Genomic DNA, 18,126 nt, shown 5'->3' with positions numbered 1-18,126 from the left:
GGCGTACTACGGCAATACTCGGACGCGTGTTCCTGACGATAACCACCACCGGCAGCGCCGACCGTCCCGCGACCGACCTCGGATTCCTGCTGCACAAGCATCCTGACAAGGCGCAGCAGTTCTCGACGTCGCACGGCACCGCGCACGTCCTGTATCCCGAGGCTGACGCGCAGCGGTGCACGGCCGCCCTGCTGTTGGAGGTCGATCCCATTGCCTTGGTGCGCCGGAGCCGCGGGAAGGGCCGTGGCGGCGCTCCGGATTCGGCGCTGGGGCAGTATGTGAACGACCGGCCGTACGCGGCCTCCTCGCTGCTGGCGGTGGCGCTGCGGAGCGTCTTCGCGAGCGCGATGAAGGGGCAGTGCGCGGCGCGGCCCGGACTGGTGGCACAGCCGATGCCGTTGCGTATCGAGGTGCCGGTGCTGCCCGCCCGGGGCGGCGCGGCGCTGGTGCGCAAGCTGTTCGAGCCGCTGGGCTGGACGGTGCAGGCCGAGCCGCTGCCGTTGGACGAGACGTTCCCGGAGTGGGGTGACTCGCGCTACGTACGGCTCGTTCTGGAAGGGGAGTGCCGTCTCGCCGAGGCGCTGAGGCACCTGTATGTGCTGCTGCCGGTGCTGGACGACGCCAAGCACTACTGGGTCGCCCCGGACGAGGTCGACAAGCTGCTGCGGGCCGGCGAGGGCTGGCTGGAGGACCACCCGGAGCAGCGGGTGATCGTCGGCCGCTATCTCGCGCGGCGCTGGTCGCTCACCCGCCAGGCCATGGAGCGGCTGGAACTGGAGCGGCTGGCCGAGTCGGACGACGCGGCCTCCGAGGACATCGACAACGCGGTGGACGAGGAGGCGGACACCGAGGAGAAGCCGGTGCCGCTCGCCGTCCGGCGGCGGGAGGCGATCCTCACGGTGCTGCGCTCGGCCAAGGCGGCACGCGTGCTCGACCTGGGGTGCGGGCAGGGACAGTTGGTCGGTGTGCTGCTCAAGGAAGGGCAGTTCACCGAGGTCGTCGGCGTGGATGTGTCGATGCGGGCGCTGCACGAGGCGCGGCGCCGGTTGCGGCTGGACCGTATGTCCGAGCGGCAGTCGGATCGCGTACGCCTCGTACAGGGGTCGCTGGCGTACACCGACAGCAGGCTGAAGGGTTATGACGCGGCGGTGCTCAGCGAGGTCGTCGAGCATGTCGATCCGGCGAGGCTGCCGGCGCTGGAGTATGCGGTGTTCGGGTCGGCCAGGCCGCGGACCGTCGTGGTGACGACGCCGAACGTGGAGTACAACGTGCGCTGGGAGTCGCTGCCGGCCGGTCACGTCCGGCATGCCGACCATCGCTTCGAGTGGACACGCGAGGAGTTCCGGCAGTGGGCGCGGGAGGTCGCCGCGCGGCACGGCTACGAGGTGAGCTTTGCCCCGGTGGGCCCGGACGATCCCGAGGTCGGCCCGCCCACCCAGCTGGCGCACTTCCGTATGACCGGTGAAGACAGCAGTAGTCGTGAAGGCAGCAGTAGTCGTGAAAGCAGCGGCGCTTCGACGACCGGGAAGGAGGTCGCGGCATGACGGATGACGACCGTACGGAGTATGGAGACGAGAACCAGCTCACGCACGAGAACCAGCTCACGCACGAGGGCCGGCAGGGAGGCAGGACTCAGCAGGAGCGCGGGCCCGAGCCGCAGCCTCGGCCCGAGCCGGCCCGGCGCACGCTCGCCGTGCCCGACCTCTCGCTCGTGGTGCTGATCGGAGCCACCGGTTCCGGCAAATCCACCTTTGCGGCCCGGCACTTCCGGCAGACCGAGGTCCTCTCCTCCGACTTCTGCCGGGGACTGGTCAGCGACGACGAGAACGACCAGAGCGCCAGCGGCGATGCGTTCGAGGTGCTGCACTTCATCGCGGCCAAGCGGCTGGCCGCCGGGCGGCTGACGGTCGTGGACGCCACCAATGTGCAGTCCGAGGCGCGCGCCCAGCTGGTGCGGCTGGCCCGGGAGCATGACGTACTACCGGTGGCGATCGTCCTGGACGTTCCCGAGCAGGTCTGCGCCGCACGCAACGCGGCGCGCGCCGACCGGGCCGGGCTGCCACGCCGGGTCATCCAGCGTCACCAGCGTGAACTGCGCCGTTCCCTGCGGCATTTGGAACGAGAGGGCTTCCGCAAGGTGCACGTCCTGCGGGGGCAGGAGGAGGTGGAGTCCGCCGAGGTCGTCACCGAGCGGCGGTTCAACGATCTGCGGCATGTCACCGGTCCGTTCGACATCATCGGCGACATCCACGGCTGCCGTTCCGAGCTGGAGACCCTGCTCGGCAGACTGGGCTATGCGCTGGTGCGCGACGGTCTCGGCCGGGCCGTGGACGCCGCACACCCCGAGGGCCGTACCGCAGTCTTCGTCGGTGACCTCGTCGACCGTGGGCCGGACAGCCCCGGAGTGCTGCTTCTGGTGATGGGCATGGTCGGAGCCGGGCATGCGCTGTGCGTGCCGGGCAACCACGAGAACAAACTCGGCCGCTACCTCAAGGGCCGCAAGGTTCAGCACACCCATGGGCTCGCCGAGACCATCGAGCAGCTGGACAAGGAGGACGCCGCCTTCCGCACCGAGGTCGGGGAGTTCATCCAGGGGCTGGTCAGCCACTACGTCCTGGACGGCGGCGGACTCGTGGTGTGCCACGCCGGGCTGCCGGAGAAGTACCACGGCCGGACATCCGGCCGGGTGCGGTCCTTCGCGCTGTACGGCGACACGACCGGCGAGACCGACGAGTTCGGCCTGCCGGTGCGCTACCCGTGGGCCGAGGACTACCGCGGCCGCGCGGCCGTCGTCTACGGCCACACCCCCACCCCGCGCGCCAACTGGCTCAACAACACGCTCTGCCTGGACACCGGCTGTGTCTTCGGCGGGGCGATGACCGCGCTGCGCTGGCCGGAGCGCGAGCTGGTGGACGTACCGGCGGAGCGGGTCTGGTACGAGCCCGTCAAACCGCTCGCCACGGAGGCGCCCGGCGGGGCGGACGGCCGTCCGCTCGATCTGAACGACGTGGCGGGGCGGCGGATCGTGGAAACCCGGTACATGGGCCGGCTCGCGGTCAAGGAGGAGAACGCCGCGGCCGCACTGGAGGTGATGAGCCGCTTCGCTATCGACCCGCGGCTGCTGCCGTACCTCCCGCCGACGATGGCGCCCTGCGCGACCTCGGCGGAGGACGGCTACCTGGAGCACCCCGCGGAGGCGTTCGCCGGGTACCGGGCGGACGGTGTGCGGGAAGTGGTGTGCGAGGAGAAGCACATGGGGTCTCGTGCGGTGGTCCTGGTGTGCCGCGACGAGGCGGTGGCCGAGGAGCGCTTCGGGGTGCCGAAGGGGGTCTCGGGCGCCCTGTACACCCGCACCGGCCGGCCGTTCTTCGACGACCCGGAGACGACCGAGCGTATCCTGCGGCGAGTCCGGGACTGTGCCGAAGAGGCCGGTCTGTGGGCGGAGCTGGAGACCGACTGGCTGCTGCTGGACGCCGAGTTGATGCCGTGGTCGCTGAAGGCGACCGGTCTGCTGCGCAAGCAGTACGCGGCCGTGGGCGCGGCATCCGGGGCGGCGTTCCCAGGTGTGCTCGGTGCGCTGGAGGCGGCGGCCGCGCGAGGGGTCGAGGTGTCGCCGCTGCTCGCCCGGCAGCGGGACCGCGCCGCGGACGCCGCCGCTTTCACGGAGGCATACCGGCGCTACTGCTGGCGCGTCGGGGCGGACTCGTCGGATGCCGCCGTCGCCTCGGATGCCGCCGATGCGTCGGGTGCCGCTGATGTCTCGGGTGCCGCAGTGGTGTCGGATGCACCGCACGCCGGGGGCTCCTCGCGTGCCGGCGACGCACCGGAGGCTGCGGACGCTCGGCCTGCACCGGAGGCGTCGGACCGGTCCGCCGGGCTGGGTGAGCTGGACGGTGTCCGGCTCGCGCCGTTCCAGATTCTCGCGGTGCAGGGCCGCAGCCTCGCCGGGCTGGCGCACACCGACCAGCTGGCCCTGATCGACCGGCTCATCACGGCGGAGGGGGTGGTGGCGGCCCGGAACGGCGTGGCGGCCGGCGACACCCGGGCCGGGCCGTCACTGCTCGCCACGACCCGGCGAATCATCGTCGACACGGAGGACGAGTCGTCGGTCGCGGCCGGTACCGCCTGGTGGCTGGAGATGACCGCCGACGGTGGCGAGGGCATGGTGGTCAAGCCGGTTCAGGCGCTGATCCGGCAGGACGACGGACGGCTCGTCCAGCCGGGCGTCAAGTGCCGTGGCCGCGAGTACCTGCGGATCATCTACGGGCCGGAGTACACCCGCCCGGAGAACCTCAAGCGTCTGCGCATTCGTCATCTCGGCCATAAGCGTTCGCTGGCGCTGCGTGAGTACGCGCTCGGCCTGGAGGCGCTCGACCGGCTGGCGGACGGCGAACCGCTGTGGCGGGTGCACGAGGCGGTGTTTGCGGTGCTCGCGCTGGAGTCGGAGCCGGTGGACCCGCGGCTGTAGACGGGCCGAAGTGGCGTACGGCCGAAGTGGCGTACGGGCAGGAGTGACGTACGGCCGGAGTTGCGTACGGGCCGGAGTGGAGTGAAGGCCGAAGTGGCGTACGGGCCGTGGGGTAGGAGCCCTCGGCCCGTACGCCGCCCGGCCCGCCCCGCCCGCCCGGCCCGCCCCGCTCCGCCCCACCCCTCCGCAGGGCCCGGAGGCCACCCCCGCCCGGCGTGGGTCAGAGCCCTCCCGATCCCCGGCCGACCGCGCCCGATGCGGACCCACCCCGGCCGCCCCGGACCGGCCGGCGCCCACCCCGTGCGACCCGACATCCTCCGACTCCCTCCGCCGAGGCGTCCGAGCGGCCAAGATGGGTGGATGGGATTCCAAGTCGACTCCGAGGCCGGGCGGCTGCGCCGGGTCATCCTGCACCGCCCCGATCTGGAGCTGAAGCGGCTCACGCCCTCGAACAAGGACGCCTTGCTCTTCGACGACGTGCTGTGGGTGCGCCGGGCGCGGGCCGAGCACGACGGGTTCGCGGATGTGCTCCGCGACCGGGGGGTGGAGGTGCACCTCTTCGGGGATCTGCTGGGCGAGAGCCTGCAGATCCCCGAGGCACGGCGACTGGTTCTCGACCGGGTCTTCGACGAGAAGGAGTACGGGCCGCTGGCCACCGGCCATCTGCGGGCCGCCTTCGACGAGCTGCCGGTGCCGGAGCTGGTGGAAGCGCTGGTCGGCGGCATGACCAAGCGCGAGTTCCTGGAACGTCATGCCGAGCCGACCTCGGTCCGCTTCCATGTGATGGATCTCGACGACTTCCTGCTGGGCCCGTTGCCCAACCACCTCTTCACCCGCGATACCTCCGCCTGGATCTACGACGGGGTCTCGATCAACTCGATGCGCTGGCCGGCCCGGCAGCGCGAGACCGTGCACTACGAGGCGATCTACCGGCACCACCCGCTCTTCCGTGACCAGGACTTCCACGTCTGGTCGGAGGGCCAGGCGGATTTCCCCTCGACCATCGAGGGCGGCGACGTCCTGGTGATGGGCAGTGGTGCGGTGCTGATCGGGATGAGCGAACGGACCACTCCGCAGGCCGTGGAGCTGCTTGCACGGGGGCTGTTCGCGGCGGGTTCCGCGCGCACGATCGTGGCGCTCGACATGCCCAAGCGCCGGGCGTTCATGCATCTCGACACCGTCATGACCATGATCGACGGGGATACCTTCACCCAGTACGAGGGGCTGGGGATGCTCCGCTCGTACACCATCGAGCCGGGCTCGGGTGACCAGGACCTCAAGGTCACCGATCATCCGCCGGAGCATATGCACCGCGCCATAGCGGCCGCGCTGGGTCTGTCCGACATCCGGGTGCTGACCGCGACCCAGGATGTGCACTCGGCCGAGCGTGAGCAGTGGGACGACGGGTGCAATGTGCTGGCGGTGGAGCCGGGGGTGGTGGTGGCGTACGAGCGCAATGTCACCACGAACACCTTTCTGCGCAAGCGCGGCATCGAGGTGATCACGATTCCGGGGAGTGAGCTGGGGCGTGGACGCGGCGGGCCGCGCTGTATGAGCTGCCCGGTGGCGAGGGACGCGGTGACGGGGGAAGCCTGAGCATGACCCCGGATCCGTCCGGACAGCCCGGCGCCGGATCCGTCCGGGGAGCGTGACCCCGTATCCGGTCCATGGAGCGTGATCCTGTTCCGTCCGTAGGGGAGGTGCGGGCCGTGCAGGACCGACAGCTCCGCATAGAGATACGTGAGTGCGTATACACTTCCGGGGTCTGAGTCCGTCCCGACTGCCGCGAACCAGGAGCCCACCCATGGCGATAGACCTCACGGGCCGCCACTTCCTCAAGGAGCTGGACTTCAGCGCCGAGGAATTCCGCCGACTGATCGACCTGGCGGCCGAGCTCAAAGCGGCCAAGCGCGCCGGCACCGAGGTCCCCCGCCTCCGGGGCAGGAACATCGCCCTGATCTTCGAGAAGACCTCGACCCGGACCCGCTGCTCGTTCGAGGTCGCCGCCGCGGACCAGGGAGCCTCGACCACCTACCTGGACCCGTCCGGCTCGCAGATCGGGCACAAGGAGTCGGTGAAGGACACCGCCCGGGTCCTCGGCCGGATGTTTGACGGTATCGAGTTCCGCGGTAGCCGGCAGTCCGACGTCGAGGAGCTGGCGGCCCACGCCGGAGTGCCCGTCTTCAACGGACTGACCGACGACTGGCACCCGACCCAGATGCTCGCCGACGTGCTGACCATGGTCGAGCACGGCCAGGGCCGTCCCCTGACCGAGACCGCCTTTGCCTACCTCGGCGACGCCCGCAACAACATGGGCAACTCCTACCTCGTCACCGGCGCCCTGCTCGGCATGGACGTACGGATCGTCGCGCCCCGGCAGCTCTGGCCCGACGGGGCGGTGGTCGCCCGCGCGAAGTCGCTCGCCGAGACCAGCGGCGCCCGCATCACCCTCACCGAGGACGTCGCCGAGGGCGTGCGCGGTGCGGACTTCGTGACGACCGACGTCTGGGTCTCCATGGGTGAGCCGAAGGAGGTGTGGGACGAGCGGATCGCGCTGCTCGCCCCGTATGCGGTCACGATGGAGGTGCTGCGCGCGACCGGCAAGCCGGAGGTGAAGTTCCTGCACTGTCTGCCCGCATATCACGACCTCGGTACCGCCGTCGGCCGGGAGATCCACGCCCGGCACGGGCTGTCGTCGCTGGAGGTCACCGACGAGGTCTTCGAGTCCGCGCACTCCGTCGTCTTCGACGAGGCGGAGAACCGGATGCACACGATCAAGGCGGTGCTGGTCGCGACCCTCGCCCGGTAGCGGCGGCCCACAGGCCCCGCCGCCTGTGTGTGCACCGCAGGAAGCGCCCCGTACGTCCACCCCCGTCGCCAACACCTGGATCGTCGCGCTCGTCTTCGCCGTGGCGGCCGCGGTCGTCCCGCTGGACGTGGTGATGAACCTGACCACCATCGGGACGCTGGCGATCATGGCGGTGTTGAACCTGAGCGTGATGGTGCTCCGCCGCACCCGCCCCGACCTGCCGCGCCGCTTCCGCGTCCCGCTCTTCCCGGTCAGCCCGGTCAGCCCGGTCAGCCCGGTCCTCGGGATCGGCTTCTGCCTCTATCCGATCTACGGGACGGGTCCGGCGACCTGGCTCCAGTTCGCCGGGTTCTGGTGGTCGGCGCGCTGGTCTACGCGTGCTACGGGCGCCGCCGCTCGCGGCTCGGTTCGGCGCCGCAGGCGCCCGCGGACGAGTCCGGCGAGGGTGCTGCCGCCACCGCCACCGCCACTGCCGCCGGTGTGAGCGTCAGCGCCGGCGTGGGCGCTGCAGCTCGGGAAGGGTGAACCAGACCGCCTTGCCGCGCGGCGTGGGGCGGCAGCCGGAGGCGACGGTGAGGGACCGGATCAGCAGCAGGCCACGACGGTGGTCACGGCCCTGGTCGTGGCAGCTCGGGGCGGAGTTGTCGATGCGGTGGGTGCCGGGGGTGCCGTCGGCATCGACCACGACGTCAGCATCGAGATCGGCATCGGCGTCGGCGTCAGCATCGGCATTGGCGTCAGCATCGACGGTGACGTCAGCATCGACATCGACAGCGCCGTCGCGCTCGGCGGCATCCGTCCCGCCGGCGTCATCGGTCCCGTCGTGGCCCTCCTCGCTGCGCCCCGCAGGCTCACTTCCGTCCGTCCCGTCGCGTTGCCCGGCCCGCCCGCTGCACTCCGTGCGCTGCACCGGGAGGTGACCGTCGCCGTGGGGGTGACCGTCCCCCGCGCGATCACCGTCCCCCGAGTCGTGACCGTCCGCCCGGGGCTGACCGTCCCCCGAGTCGTACCCGCCCCCCGGCTGACCGTCCCCCGTGCCGCGGGCATCCCCCGCGTGGAACGACGCGGGACCGGCCGGTGCCCCCACCAGCACCGGAGCGTCCGGATCCGGCAGGGGCAGCGGGCTGCCGAGTCCTTGGACGAGCCGGGGATCGCTGTCGTGCACCTCGATCCGGCAGCCCGTCGGGCGCAGTTCCACCACCAGCTCGATGGGGTCCGTATCGCGGGTGTGCTTGAGGGCATTGGCGACGAGTTCGGCGGTCAGCAGCTGCGCGGTGGTGCGGTCGGCCGTGGCCCGGAGGTCCTGCATGGCGGTTCTGACTATGGCGCGGGCGATCGGGACGGCGGTTGCGCTGCGCGGCAGCGTGATGCGCCAGATCGAGGGGGCGGGCGGTTCCAGCATGCGCTGTGCGTTCCGTTCGCAAAAGGCCGGGTCGGATACCTGAGACCAGATGGGATACGTCCACGGTAGGAAGCGCGGGGCGCTCGGATCAGGGGCGAGCGACCAGGAAGGGCATGACCTAAGTCATGAGGCGGCCGGGACCTTCGACCGCCCCACGCCCCCGCACCGGCGCCCCCGCCCCACGAGCCCGCCCCGCCACCCATCTGCCGCTCCCACAGTCCGCCCCCTCTCCCACCCCTCCCGCACCCCGCCACACGCGCCGCGCCGATATCGCGTCCTCGTGACGACAGTCATGAACCAGTGATAACTTCGACAGGGCATCCGGAAGAGCATCCACCCGGCCACTCGGCCAAAGGGGGCAGGCAGCCCGATGAGCCCGTTCGCAGGATCAGCCCGCAGTACAGACACCTGGCAACACATCCGCGTGACCAGGAAGGACGGGATCGCCACCGTCACGCTGGCCCGCCCGGACAAGCTCAATGCGCTCACCTTCGAGGCCTACGCCGACCTCCGTGACCTGCTCGCCGAGCTGTCCAGGGAGCGTTCCGTGCGTGCCCTGGTGCTCGCGGGGGAGGGGCGCGGCTTCTGCTCCGGCGGTGATGTCGAGGAGATCATCGGCGCCACCCTGGGCATGGACACCGCACAACTGCTGGACTTCAACCGGATGACCGGGCAGGTCGTACGGGCGGTGCGGGAGTGCCCGTTCCCGGTCATTGCGGCCGTCCACGGGGTCGCGGCGGGCGCGGGCGCGGTGCTCGCGCTGGCCGCGGACTTCCGCGTCGCCGACTCGTCCGCACGCTTCGCCTTCCTCTTCACCAAGGTCGGCCTCTCCGGCGGTGACATGGGCGCGGCCTATCTGCTGCCCCGTGTGATCGGCCTCGGTCATGCCACCCGGCTGCTGATGCTCGGTGATGCCGTCCGGGCACCGGAGGCCGAACGGCTGGGCCTGATCAGCGAGTTGGCCGAGGAGGGCCGGGCCGACGAGGCGGCCGCGGCGCTCGCCCGGCGGCTCGCCGAGGGGCCCGCACTGGCGCACGCCCAGACCAAGGCGCTGCTCACCGCTGAGCTCGACATGCCGCTGGCCGCCGCCGTCGAGATGGACGCCGCCACCCAGGCGCTGCTGATGAACAGCGCCGACTACGCGGAATTCCATGCCGCGTTCACGGAGAAGCGGGCGCCCAAGTGGCAGGGGAAATAGCCATGCGGGTCGCCGTCATCGGCGGTGGGCCGGGCGGGCTGTACGCCGCGGTCCTCCTCAAACGCCTCGACCCCACCCGTGAGATCACCGTCTGGGAGCGCAACGCGCCCGACGACACCTTCGGCTTCGGTGTGGTGCTCTCCGACGAGACCCTCGGGGGTATCGAGCACGCCGACCCGGAGGTCTACCGCGCCCTCCAGGCCGAGTTCGTCCGCTGGGACGACATCGACATCGTGCACCGCGGCCGCACCCTGACCTCCGGCGGGCACGGCTTCGCAGCGCTGGGGCGGCGCCGGCTGCTGGCCGTACTCCACCGGCGCTGCCGCGACCTCGGCATCGCCCTGCGCTTCCGCACCGAGGCCCCGCCCGCCGCCGAACTCGCCCGCTCGTACGACCTGGTGATCGCCGCCGACGGGGTGCACAGCGCGACCCGCACCGCACATGCCGACGCCTTCCGCCCACGGCTGACCAACCACCGCTGCCGCTACATCTGGCTCGCCGCCGACTTCGCCTTCGACGCCTTCCGCTTCGAGATCGCCGAGACCGAGCACGGCGTCGTACAGCTCCACGCCTACCCCTTCGCCGGCCCGTCGCCCGACCCGCGTCCCGCGGCGCCGCCCTCCGAGCCGGCGGGCACCCTCGGCGCCAGCACGGTCATCGTCGAGATGCGCGAGGAGGTCTGGCGGGCGGCCGGTCTCGACCGCTGCGATGAGCGCGAGTCGGCGGAGTGGTGTGCCAAGGTCTTCACCGACGCCCTGCGCGGCCGGTCGCTGCGCTCCAACAACTCCAGCTGGATCGCCTTCCGTACGGTCGTCAACGAGCGCTGGTCGTACGGCAACACGGTGCTGCTCGGCGATGCCGCGCACACCGCGCACTTCTCCATCGGCTCCGGCACCAAGCTCGCCGTCGAGGATGCCCTCGCGCTGGCCGCCTGCCTCCAGGAGCAGCCCGACACCGCCGGTGCCCTGGCCGCGTACGAGGAGGAGCGCCGCCCGGTCGTCGCCTCCACGCAGCGCGCCGCCCGCGCCAGCCTCGCCTGGTTCGAGGAGCTGGCCACCTACCTCGACCAGTCGCCCCACCAGTTCGCCTTCAACCTCCTCACCCGCAGCCGCCGCGTCACCCACGACAATCTGCGGCTGCGCGACCCCGGATTCGTCGCTGCCGTCGAGAGCGAGGCGGGCACCCCGTCCGCCACGCCCCCCATGTTCACGCCGTTCCGGCTGGGGGAGCTGACGCTGCGCAACCGGGTCGTGGTCTCCCCGATGGACATGTACTCCGCAGGCGACGGCGACGGCACCCCCGGTGACTTCCACCTCGTCCACCTCGGGGCCCGCGCGCTGGGCGGCGCCGGGCTGGTGATGACGGAGATGGTGTGTGTCAGCCCCGAGGGCCGGATCACACCGGGCTGTACGGGGCTGTATGCGCCGGAGCACGAGACGGCCTGGCGCCGGGTCACCGACTTCGTCCACACCTCCGCACCCGGCACCGCCATCGGCGTGCAGCTCGGCCACTCGGGCCGCAAGGGCTCGACCCGGCTGATGTGGGAGGGCATCGACCAGCCCCTCCAGGACGGCAACTGGCCGGTCGTGGCGCCGTCCGAGCTGCCCTACCGCGCCGGCGTCAACCAGATCCCGCATGCCTTGTCCGAAGCCGAACTGGGCACCGTGCGAGAGCAGTTCGTCCGCTCCGCCGAGTCCGCCGCCCGCGCGGGCTTCGACCTCCTCGAACTCCACTGCGCCCACGGCTACTTGCTCTCCGGCTTCCTCTCGCCGCTCACCAACCACCGCACCGACGCCTACGGCGGCGATCTCACCGGCCGGCTGCGCTTCCCGCTGGAGGTCTTCGATGCGGTCCGCGCCGTCTGGCCGGCCGGGCGTCCGATGACGGTCCGAATCTCCGCGACCGACTGGGCGGACGGCGGCACCACCGCGGACGACGCGGTGGCGATCGCTCGGGCCTTCGCCGAGCACGGCGCCGATGGCATCGATGTGTCCACCGGACAGGTCGTCCCGGACGAACGCCCCGACTACGGCCGGTCGTACCAGACCCCGTTCGCCGACCGGATCCGCAACACCCTCGGTGTGCCGGTCATCGCGGTCGGCGCCATCTCCTCCTGGGACGACGTCAACTCCCTGGTACTGGCCGGGCGCGCGGACCTGTGCGCACTGGCCAGACCGCATCTGTACGACCCGCACTGGACGCTGCACGCCGCCGCGGAACAGGGGTACGCGGGGCCGGGCGCCCCCTGGCCGCTGCCCTACCAGGCGGGCAGCCGCACCCCGCCCGCCGGACGTACCGATGCGCCGAAGCCCCGCCTCACGCTGCGGTGACGGGGAGGCACGGGCAGCGGGGCGGGGCCGTTCCGTGGCCGGCCCGGCAGGGGCGTGCGGCGGGGCGGCGAAGCGGTCGGTCAGGGAGCCGGCGGGCCGGTGAGCGGGACGGCCCGAGAGCCGGCGGGCCGGTGAGGCCGGCCGGTCAGGGAGCCGGCGGGCCCGCGAGGGGGCCGGTCAGGAGGTCGGTACGCAGGCGATCTGCGCCGAGACGACCGGCTTGCCGTGCTGTTCGACGGCGACCTCGACCTGCCGGCGGTCGCCATCGGTGCGGCCCGTGGTCCGCGCCTGCACCCAGGAAGGCGCATCGAGTTCGGCGTAGCGCTCGAAGGAACAGTCGATCGACGCCGGCACGGTGAAGCCGGGCGTTGCGGCCTGCGCGGCCTGCCGGGCGGCCTCGACCATCAGCATGCCGGGCGCGTGATCCACGGGGTGGTCGAAGAGCACCGGGTGCGAGGTGTCCACCCGCAGCTGCCAGCGGTCGGGGCGGTCGGTGGGGGAGAGCACCACATCGCGGTCGTGTTCCCTGGCGACCAGCTGCGGGGCGACGGCCTCCGGCAGCGGCAGTTTCCGGGAGTTGGCGAGGGCCACATCGCTGTATTCGCCGCGCAGCCGACGGTAGACGGCCGGGCTGTGGCAGGAGTAGAGGAGCGACGCGGAGGCCAGGTCGAGGCCGTCGCACACGATCCGGAAATCCTGGCGGGCGCTGACCAGCCGGGTGCCGCGGTGGACCATGTCATGGGCGGTGATGTGCAGTTCGACCTCGGCCGGCTCCTCCGCGGCGCGCAGCGCCTGCGGTGCGAGGTCGTAACGGACCCGCTGCCACATGATCGGGTGGTCGAGCGGCACGCGATACGCGACATGGCTGAGTAATATCCCGGCCTGCCGCATGGTCTCTATCAGCAGCAGCGGGTCGTGCAGCCCGTGGACCGGACCGTAGAAGGTGTGGGCGCGCGGCCACTGGGCGCTGACCACCCAGCCGACGTCGTCGCGCCGCCAGTTGGTCAGGAAGACCTCGGCCACGGCGGCGCGGTGGACGTACTCGCGCGGCACGGTCGTGGTGAGCACCGGCGGTCGGTTTCCGTCGGCGAACCGGCCTCCGATGTCGTGGCGCTGATCGCGCAAGTACGGCGTGAGCGTGGCGCCGGCCATAGGTGTTTCCTTTCTGCTGTGCGGCTCTCAGTGCCCTGACGGGCTGAGCCCCGGTGACGGCCCTGTAAATTAAGATACGGACCATGTGGTTTGTTTTTCATGCCTGAGCGGGGGCCGCGACTCCGTCGGGGCGGTGGCGAAAGATGTCAGACCGGGATCTTCACACAGCGGCCGTGCGGGTCGAGATGACCCAGCGCGCCGGGCGACGCGAGACCCGGAAGAGTGTGTTTCCACAGGGCCGTGACGCGCTCCGGCAGATCGGCACGGTTGGTCGCGGCCCGGGAGAACAACTGCACTCCCATGTAGGCGGCGACAAAGAACTCGGCCGCCCGGTCCGGTGCCACGCCGGGCAGTAACTCGCCGTTCTCCCGGGCCTCGGTGAACATCGTGGTGATGATGTCCGTCCAGGCCTGGTACGGCACGAGCGGGTCCTCGCTGAAGGTCGTCTCGACCGCGATGCGGGTGCCGGCCTGCAGCAACGGGTCGCTGCGCAGGGCCAGCGCCACCTGGTGGGTGAAGTCGATGGCGTCCTGCAGCCGCGATTCGCTGACTTGCGGCAGGAACGGATCGGTCTGCTCCGTTATGACCGCACGGGCCAGCGCGTCCTTGGACGTGAAGTGGAAGTACACGGCTCCCTTGGTGACTCCGGCGCGCTGGATGATCTCGGCCATCGTGGCGGCCTGGTACCCGCGGGTGCCGATGACATGAGCCGCTGCTTCGAGGACGGCGCGTCGGGTGCGCACTGCGCGTTCCTGCTTGACCACCGATCATCCTCCGTATGCTCTCTTGGAGTTGTTGTGCCTGGGTGCGACCCGCTGCCCGTGGCCGCGCAGTCTATTTCCGCATCATAAAGAAGCCAACCATGCGGTATTGAATTGCGGGGACCCGGCGGGGGCCCGACGGGCACGATCCGGCGTCGCGCACCGGTGCGGCGTCGTCGAGTGCTACGAGCGCGAGGAGCTGTCCGATGTCCCCCACCGTCGTGCCCGCCATACCTGCCATGCACCGCGAGGTCCGGCTCGCCGACCGGGCCGAAGGTCAATTGACGGTACGTCACTTCAACGTCGTCGAGGTCCCGGTGCCGGAACCGGGACCGGGCCATGTGCTGGTGCGCACCCGCGTGATGGCGGTGACCGCGGCCATGCGGACGCAGATGGCCGGAATGCGGCTGCCAATGGCCTCATTTGTGCCGGGTGAGGCGCTGTGGGGCTCCGCGGTGGGCGAGGTGGTGGCGGCCCCCGGCGGCGGCTTCACGCCCGGCGAGCTGGTCCGTCATCCGTACGGCTGGCGGGAGTTCGCGGCCGTCGAGGAGTCGCGCGTACAGCGGCTCGACCCCGACGAGCTGCCGACTTCCGCGGCGCATCTGTCGCAGGGCGCGACGGCCTGGGGTGCGCTGCGCCGGGCCGCCGAGGTGCGGCCCGGAGACACCGTTTTCGTCACCGGCGCGGCGGGCGGCGTGGGCAGTCTGGCCGGGCAGCTTGCGCGGCGGCTGGGCGCCGGCCGGGTCGTCGGCAGCACCGGCTCGGAGCGCAAGGCCGTCCGGCTACGTGCCGAGCTGGGGTACGACGACACGGTCGTGCGCGGCGCCGGGCCGATGGAGCAGCAGTTGCGCCGGGCGGCGCCGGACGGCATCGATGTGCTGCTGGACACCGTGGGCGGCGAGCAGCTCACGGCGGCGCTCGCACTGGCCCGCCCCGATGCGCGGTTCGCGCTGGTCGGCGCGCTCTCCAGTCAGTTGGGCGGGGGCGACGGCAGCGTCGCTCCGGTGGAGCTGGATGCGGGGCTGATCATCACGCGACGGGTGGCGCTGCGCGGCTTCGGCCTGCATGCGCACCCGGATCTGCCGCAGGAGTGGACAAAGGAGTTCGGCCAGGGCCTGCGGGAGGGCTCCCTGGTCTTCCCGCACGCCCTTCTGAAGGGGATCGAGCAGGCGCCGCGGGCGCTGTGCGAACTCACGCAGGGGCGTCATATCGGAGCCGTGCTGGTCGAGTTGTGAGACGGGGGTGTGAAGACGGGGGCGGGCGGTGCGGGCCGGGGCCGGGTCAGCCGGCCGCCGGGATCTGTGTCGGCGCCGGGATGCCGGCGGCGGGGACCCGTCCCGGCGCGGCCGGCAGCAGCGCCCACAGGCCGACGATGGCCTCCTGGTTCCACCAAGTCCGCTCCTCGCTGCCCAGATGCAGCAGGCCCACCACGACCGAGGTCAACAGCTGGGCGGTGCGCCGCGGTTCGGTGTCCGACGCATGCGGTCCGGCCGGTCCGCCGGTCCCGCAGGTCACCGCCTTGTCGAGGAAGAGGGCGTACCAGCGCTGCTCCAGGGCGTAGATGCCGAGCCCCGGCGCGGTCTCCGGCCGCAGTCGCAGCCCGGCGCGCAGCACGGCGTCCGACTCGACCCGGCCGAACAGCTCGACGGTGAAATCCCTCACAGCGGCGGCCAGTGGCTCCTCGGAGCGGGTGAAGGCGCCCTCGATCTCCTGCAGGGTCTCCAGCGCCGCGTCCCGCACCGCCAGCGTGAGGTCGTCCTTGGAAGTGAAGTGGAAGTAGAGCGCGCCCTTGCTCAGCCGGGCCCGCCGGCTGATCTCGACCATGCCCGCTGCAGGTACCCCTTTCTCCAGGAAGGTCTCTGCGGCCGAGCGGATGAGTGCCTGGCGGCTCTGGATGGCGCGATGCTGGGTGGGCACGGTGTCCGTCCCGTCTCTAGTACGGCTGCGAGCTCAATGCAGTCTACATAGAAAACCAACCATGCGGTTCTGTATGCTCACCAGGATTGGCCGGAACTGGCGTGCCCTGACGCGAAGGTGGCGATCGGCCGCTCGTTCGGAGTCCGGGCGGATTTTGCCGCGCCGTGCCCCCAGTCTGGCTCCCGACAAGGGTGTTGTCGACCCGTCAGGGGTGGTGGGGGTCCATTGACAAACAGCGCAGACGGTTTTTAAATCTCCGAAGGCGGTAAACGGGACGATCCCGTCCGTTGCAAGCTGCCTTGACGGTCGCGTGCCGCCGTTGGACAGCGGTGCGCTCTGGCGAGATCGCCTCCGGCTTCACCAGTCCTCGACGGCAGGCCGCCCCACCAGCCGAGCCGGCAACGTTCACCCGAGCCCCTGCACCCCCATCGGAATCCGGAAAGGTCTCCAGCCATGCGCGTAGCAACGGAAGTCGAACGTCCCGTGAGAGGTGCGCGGGGCGCCGGCGGCGAGACGATCAGGGCCGCCGTCTTCGACCTGGACGGCACCCTCGCCAACACCCTGCCCCCGATCAGCAAGCTGCTGGTCAAGGTGGCCTCGGAACAGGGGTGCTCGGTGACCGCCCGGCAGGCGGCCTCCGCCATCGGCAAGCCGCCCGGCCCCGCCTTCGGCCGGCTGCTGGGCAAACCCGAGGACGACGGCCGGGTGCAGGCGGCCATCTCCCGCTACCGCGAACTGTTCGCCTACGAAGTCCTGTGTCAGGGACCGCAGCTGCTCTTCCCCGGGGTGACGGCGGGACTGTCCGCGCTGCGCGCCCACGGCGTGGAGCTGGCCGTCGCCACGTCCAAGACCACCCGCAGCGCCGAGGCGCTGCTCGACGTCATGGGCATCCGCGATCTGGTCGGCCCGGTCATCGGCCAGGACATGGTCCGGCGGGGTAAGCCGCACCCGGAGATGGTGCTGCGGGCGGCCGGGCGGCTCGGTGTCGCGGCCTGGCAGAGCGCGTATGTGGGGGACACCGTGGGGGACATGAGGATGGCGGTCACCGCGCGCATGGAGCCGGTCGCGGTGACCTACGGCGTCGGCACGTTCGGCGAGCTCGCCGCGGTCGCCGGCACCCGGATGTGCAGCTCGTTCAAGGACGTGGTCTCCGTGATCGCCGCCGCCAGGCCGCGGCAGGGCGTCGCGGTGGGGGTCCAGCGGCGTCGTCGCTGAGGCGGGGGTGCCGGTGCGGCTGCTACGACCCGGTCGTCACCTCGTGCGCGTAGCGGGCCCCGGCGGCCTGCAGCGTGCTGTGCAGGCGGCCGAACACTTCCGCCGCGCGGCCCCCCGGCCAGCCCTCCGGCAGGAGGGGAGAGGGCAGTCCGGGATCCGCGTAGGGCAGCTGACGCCAGGCGTCCAGCGCCAGCAGATAGTCGCGGTAGGCCGCCTCGGGGGGTACCGAGCGGCGCCGCGACCACCGGCGGAGGACGGGCTCCTGCTCTTCGAGGAAGGCGCGGTGCCGCGCGGCGAGGGCGTCCAGGTCCCACCAGCGCCCCACCGCCTCCGCAGTGGGGGCGAAACCGGCGTGCTCACCGGTGAACAGATCGACGTACGGGGCCAGTTGCAGCCGCTCCAGGGTGTGCCGGGTCTCCTCGTAGAGCTGCGCGGGGGCGATCCACACACCCGGCGCCGCGGTACCGAAACCGAGCCGTGCCAGCCGGGAGCGCAGCAGATGCCGCTTGTGCCGCTCCTCCTCGGGGACGGAGAAGACCGCCAGCACCCAGCCGTCGGACAGCCGGGCGGCCGGGCGGCCGAAGATCCGCCGGTCGCCGTCCTCCAGCAGCTGGCGGGCCGCGTCGGACAGCCCGTACGCGGCCGCCCCGGTGGCCGTACGCGCGGGGACCAGCAGCTCGCGCCGCTTGAGGCGGGAGACCGCGGAGCGCACCGACGGCGGATCCACCCCGAGCGCACCGAGCAGCCGGATCAGGGCGGCGACCGGTACCGGAGCGGCCGTGCCGCCCGCGGACCCGGCCCCGCCGCGCCCGTAGGCACCGTAGAACGTGACGATCAGGGACCGTGGGGTGCGCTGCGTTTGCTGGTCGTTCAC

At 71.6% G+C, this 18,126-nt stretch carries 12 protein-coding genes and 2 pseudogenes; 9 read left to right on the top strand and 5 right to left on the bottom strand.

Annotation, left to right across the window (positions count from 1 at the left end; translation table 11 throughout):
* Positions 1–26 precede the first annotated feature (26 nt).
* The 5 genes and pseudogenes from ACWGI6_RS18900 to ACWGI6_RS18880 form a co-directional block, all read left to right on the top strand.
* On the top strand, positions 27–1,544 hold the full coding sequence (locus tag ACWGI6_RS18900; protein ID WP_453268551.1) for a 3' terminal RNA ribose 2'-O-methyltransferase Hen1: 1,518 nt from the start codon (positions 27–29) through the stop codon (positions 1,542–1,544).
* Positions 1,541–4,468, top strand: a complete 2,928-nt coding sequence (locus ACWGI6_RS18895) for a polynucleotide kinase-phosphatase (RefSeq protein WP_453268550.1) — start codon at positions 1,541–1,543, stop codon at positions 4,466–4,468. Before ACWGI6_RS18900 ends, ACWGI6_RS18895 begins: the two co-directional genes overlap by 4 nt.
* A gap of 360 nt (positions 4,469–4,828) precedes the next feature.
* Positions 4,829–6,064: an arginine deiminase gene (locus ACWGI6_RS18890; protein ID WP_453268549.1), complete on the top strand. Its 1,236-nt coding sequence runs from the start codon at positions 4,829–4,831 to the stop codon at positions 6,062–6,064.
* Positions 6,065–6,272: 208 nt separating this feature from the next.
* Positions 6,273–7,277, top strand: a complete 1,005-nt coding sequence (gene argF, locus ACWGI6_RS18885) for an ornithine carbamoyltransferase (RefSeq protein WP_393903662.1) — start codon at positions 6,273–6,275, stop codon at positions 7,275–7,277.
* Positions 7,278–7,320: 43 nt separating this feature from the next.
* Positions 7,321–7,802 (top strand): annotated as a pseudogene (locus tag ACWGI6_RS18880) (amino acid permease); the annotation flags it as partial.
* Between the two features lie 589 nt (positions 7,803–8,391).
* Here ACWGI6_RS18880 and ACWGI6_RS18875 read toward each other — a convergent pair.
* Positions 8,392–8,679 (bottom strand): annotated as a pseudogene (locus ACWGI6_RS18875) (ATP-binding protein); the annotation flags it as partial.
* A gap of 370 nt (positions 8,680–9,049) precedes the next feature.
* Here ACWGI6_RS18875 and ACWGI6_RS18870 point away from each other — a divergent pair.
* On the top strand, positions 9,050–9,877 hold the full coding sequence (locus ACWGI6_RS18870; protein ID WP_393903663.1) for an enoyl-CoA hydratase family protein: 828 nt from the start codon (positions 9,050–9,052) through the stop codon (positions 9,875–9,877).
* 2 nt (positions 9,878–9,879) lie between these two features.
* Entirely contained in the window at positions 9,880–12,207 is a 2,328-nt protein-coding gene (locus tag ACWGI6_RS18865; protein WP_453268638.1) for a bifunctional salicylyl-CoA 5-hydroxylase/oxidoreductase, read from the top strand.
* A gap of 177 nt (positions 12,208–12,384) precedes the next feature.
* On the opposite strand, the gene ACWGI6_RS18860 is transcribed toward ACWGI6_RS18865, so the two are convergent.
* Both ACWGI6_RS18860 and ACWGI6_RS18855 read right to left on the bottom strand, forming a co-directional pair.
* A complete protein-coding gene (locus tag ACWGI6_RS18860) occupies positions 12,385–13,359 on the bottom strand; it encodes a ScbA/BarX family gamma-butyrolactone biosynthesis protein (RefSeq protein WP_453268548.1) in 975 nt (324 codons plus the stop codon).
* Between the two features lie 146 nt (positions 13,360–13,505).
* Positions 13,506–14,123 carry a ScbR family autoregulator-binding transcription factor gene (locus tag ACWGI6_RS18855; RefSeq protein WP_393903665.1) on the bottom strand — a complete coding sequence of 206 codons (618 nt, stop codon included), beginning with the start codon at positions 14,121–14,123 and terminating at the stop codon, positions 13,506–13,508.
* A gap of 203 nt (positions 14,124–14,326) precedes the next feature.
* Between ACWGI6_RS18855 and ACWGI6_RS18850 the strand changes: the two genes are divergently transcribed.
* Positions 14,327–15,355 (top strand): MDR family NADP-dependent oxidoreductase, encoded by a 1,029-nt coding sequence (locus ACWGI6_RS18850; RefSeq protein WP_453268547.1) that lies wholly within the window; start codon positions 14,327–14,329, stop codon positions 15,353–15,355.
* 46 nt (positions 15,356–15,401) lie between these two features.
* Here the strand turns inward: ACWGI6_RS18850 and ACWGI6_RS18845 are convergent, their stop codons facing one another.
* Entirely contained in the window at positions 15,402–16,037 is a 636-nt protein-coding gene (locus ACWGI6_RS18845) for a TetR family transcriptional regulator (RefSeq protein ID WP_393903667.1), read from the bottom strand.
* Positions 16,038–16,490: 453 nt separating this feature from the next.
* On the opposite strand from ACWGI6_RS18845, the gene ACWGI6_RS18840 reads away from it, so the two are divergent.
* Positions 16,491–17,252 carry an HAD family hydrolase gene (locus tag ACWGI6_RS18840; protein ID WP_453268546.1) on the top strand — a complete coding sequence of 254 codons (762 nt, stop codon included), beginning with the start codon at positions 16,491–16,493 and terminating at the stop codon, positions 17,250–17,252.
* 22 nt (positions 17,253–17,274) lie between these two features.
* Here ACWGI6_RS18840 and ACWGI6_RS18835 read toward each other — a convergent pair whose 3' ends face one another.
* Positions 17,275–18,126 carry a PaaX family transcriptional regulator gene (locus tag ACWGI6_RS18835; protein WP_453268545.1) on the bottom strand — a complete coding sequence of 284 codons (852 nt, stop codon included), beginning with the start codon at positions 18,124–18,126 and terminating at the stop codon, positions 17,275–17,277.

This window comes from Streptomyces sp. NPDC054786, assembly GCF_053611685.1.
The sequence above is the reverse complement of the archived record's forward strand: the minus strand, read 5'-3'. Positions and strand labels throughout refer to the sequence as shown.

Bases quoted from the DNA above. Each gene is read 5' to 3' on its own strand.
- ACWGI6_RS18895 (WP_453268550.1), top strand. From the start codon at position 1,541: ATGACGGATGACGACCGTACGGAGTATGGAGACGAGAACCAGCTCACG.
- ACWGI6_RS18890 (WP_453268549.1), top strand. From the start codon at position 4,829: ATGGGATTCCAAGTCGACTCCGAGGCCGGGCGGCTGCGCCGGGTCATC.
- argF (WP_393903662.1), top strand. From the start codon at position 6,273: ATGGCGATAGACCTCACGGGCCGCCACTTCCTCAAGGAGCTGGACTTC.
- ACWGI6_RS18870 (WP_393903663.1), top strand. From the start codon at position 9,050: ATGAGCCCGTTCGCAGGATCAGCCCGCAGTACAGACACCTGGCAACAC.
- ACWGI6_RS18865 (WP_453268638.1), top strand. From the start codon at position 9,880: ATGCGGGTCGCCGTCATCGGCGGTGGGCCGGGCGGGCTGTACGCCGCG.
- ACWGI6_RS18860 (WP_453268548.1), bottom strand. From the start codon at position 13,359: ATGGCCGGCGCCACGCTCACGCCGTACTTGCGCGATCAGCGCCACGAC.
- ACWGI6_RS18850 (WP_453268547.1), top strand. From the start codon at position 14,327: ATGTCCCCCACCGTCGTGCCCGCCATACCTGCCATGCACCGCGAGGTC.
- ACWGI6_RS18840 (WP_453268546.1), top strand. From the start codon at position 16,491: ATGCGCGTAGCAACGGAAGTCGAACGTCCCGTGAGAGGTGCGCGGGGC.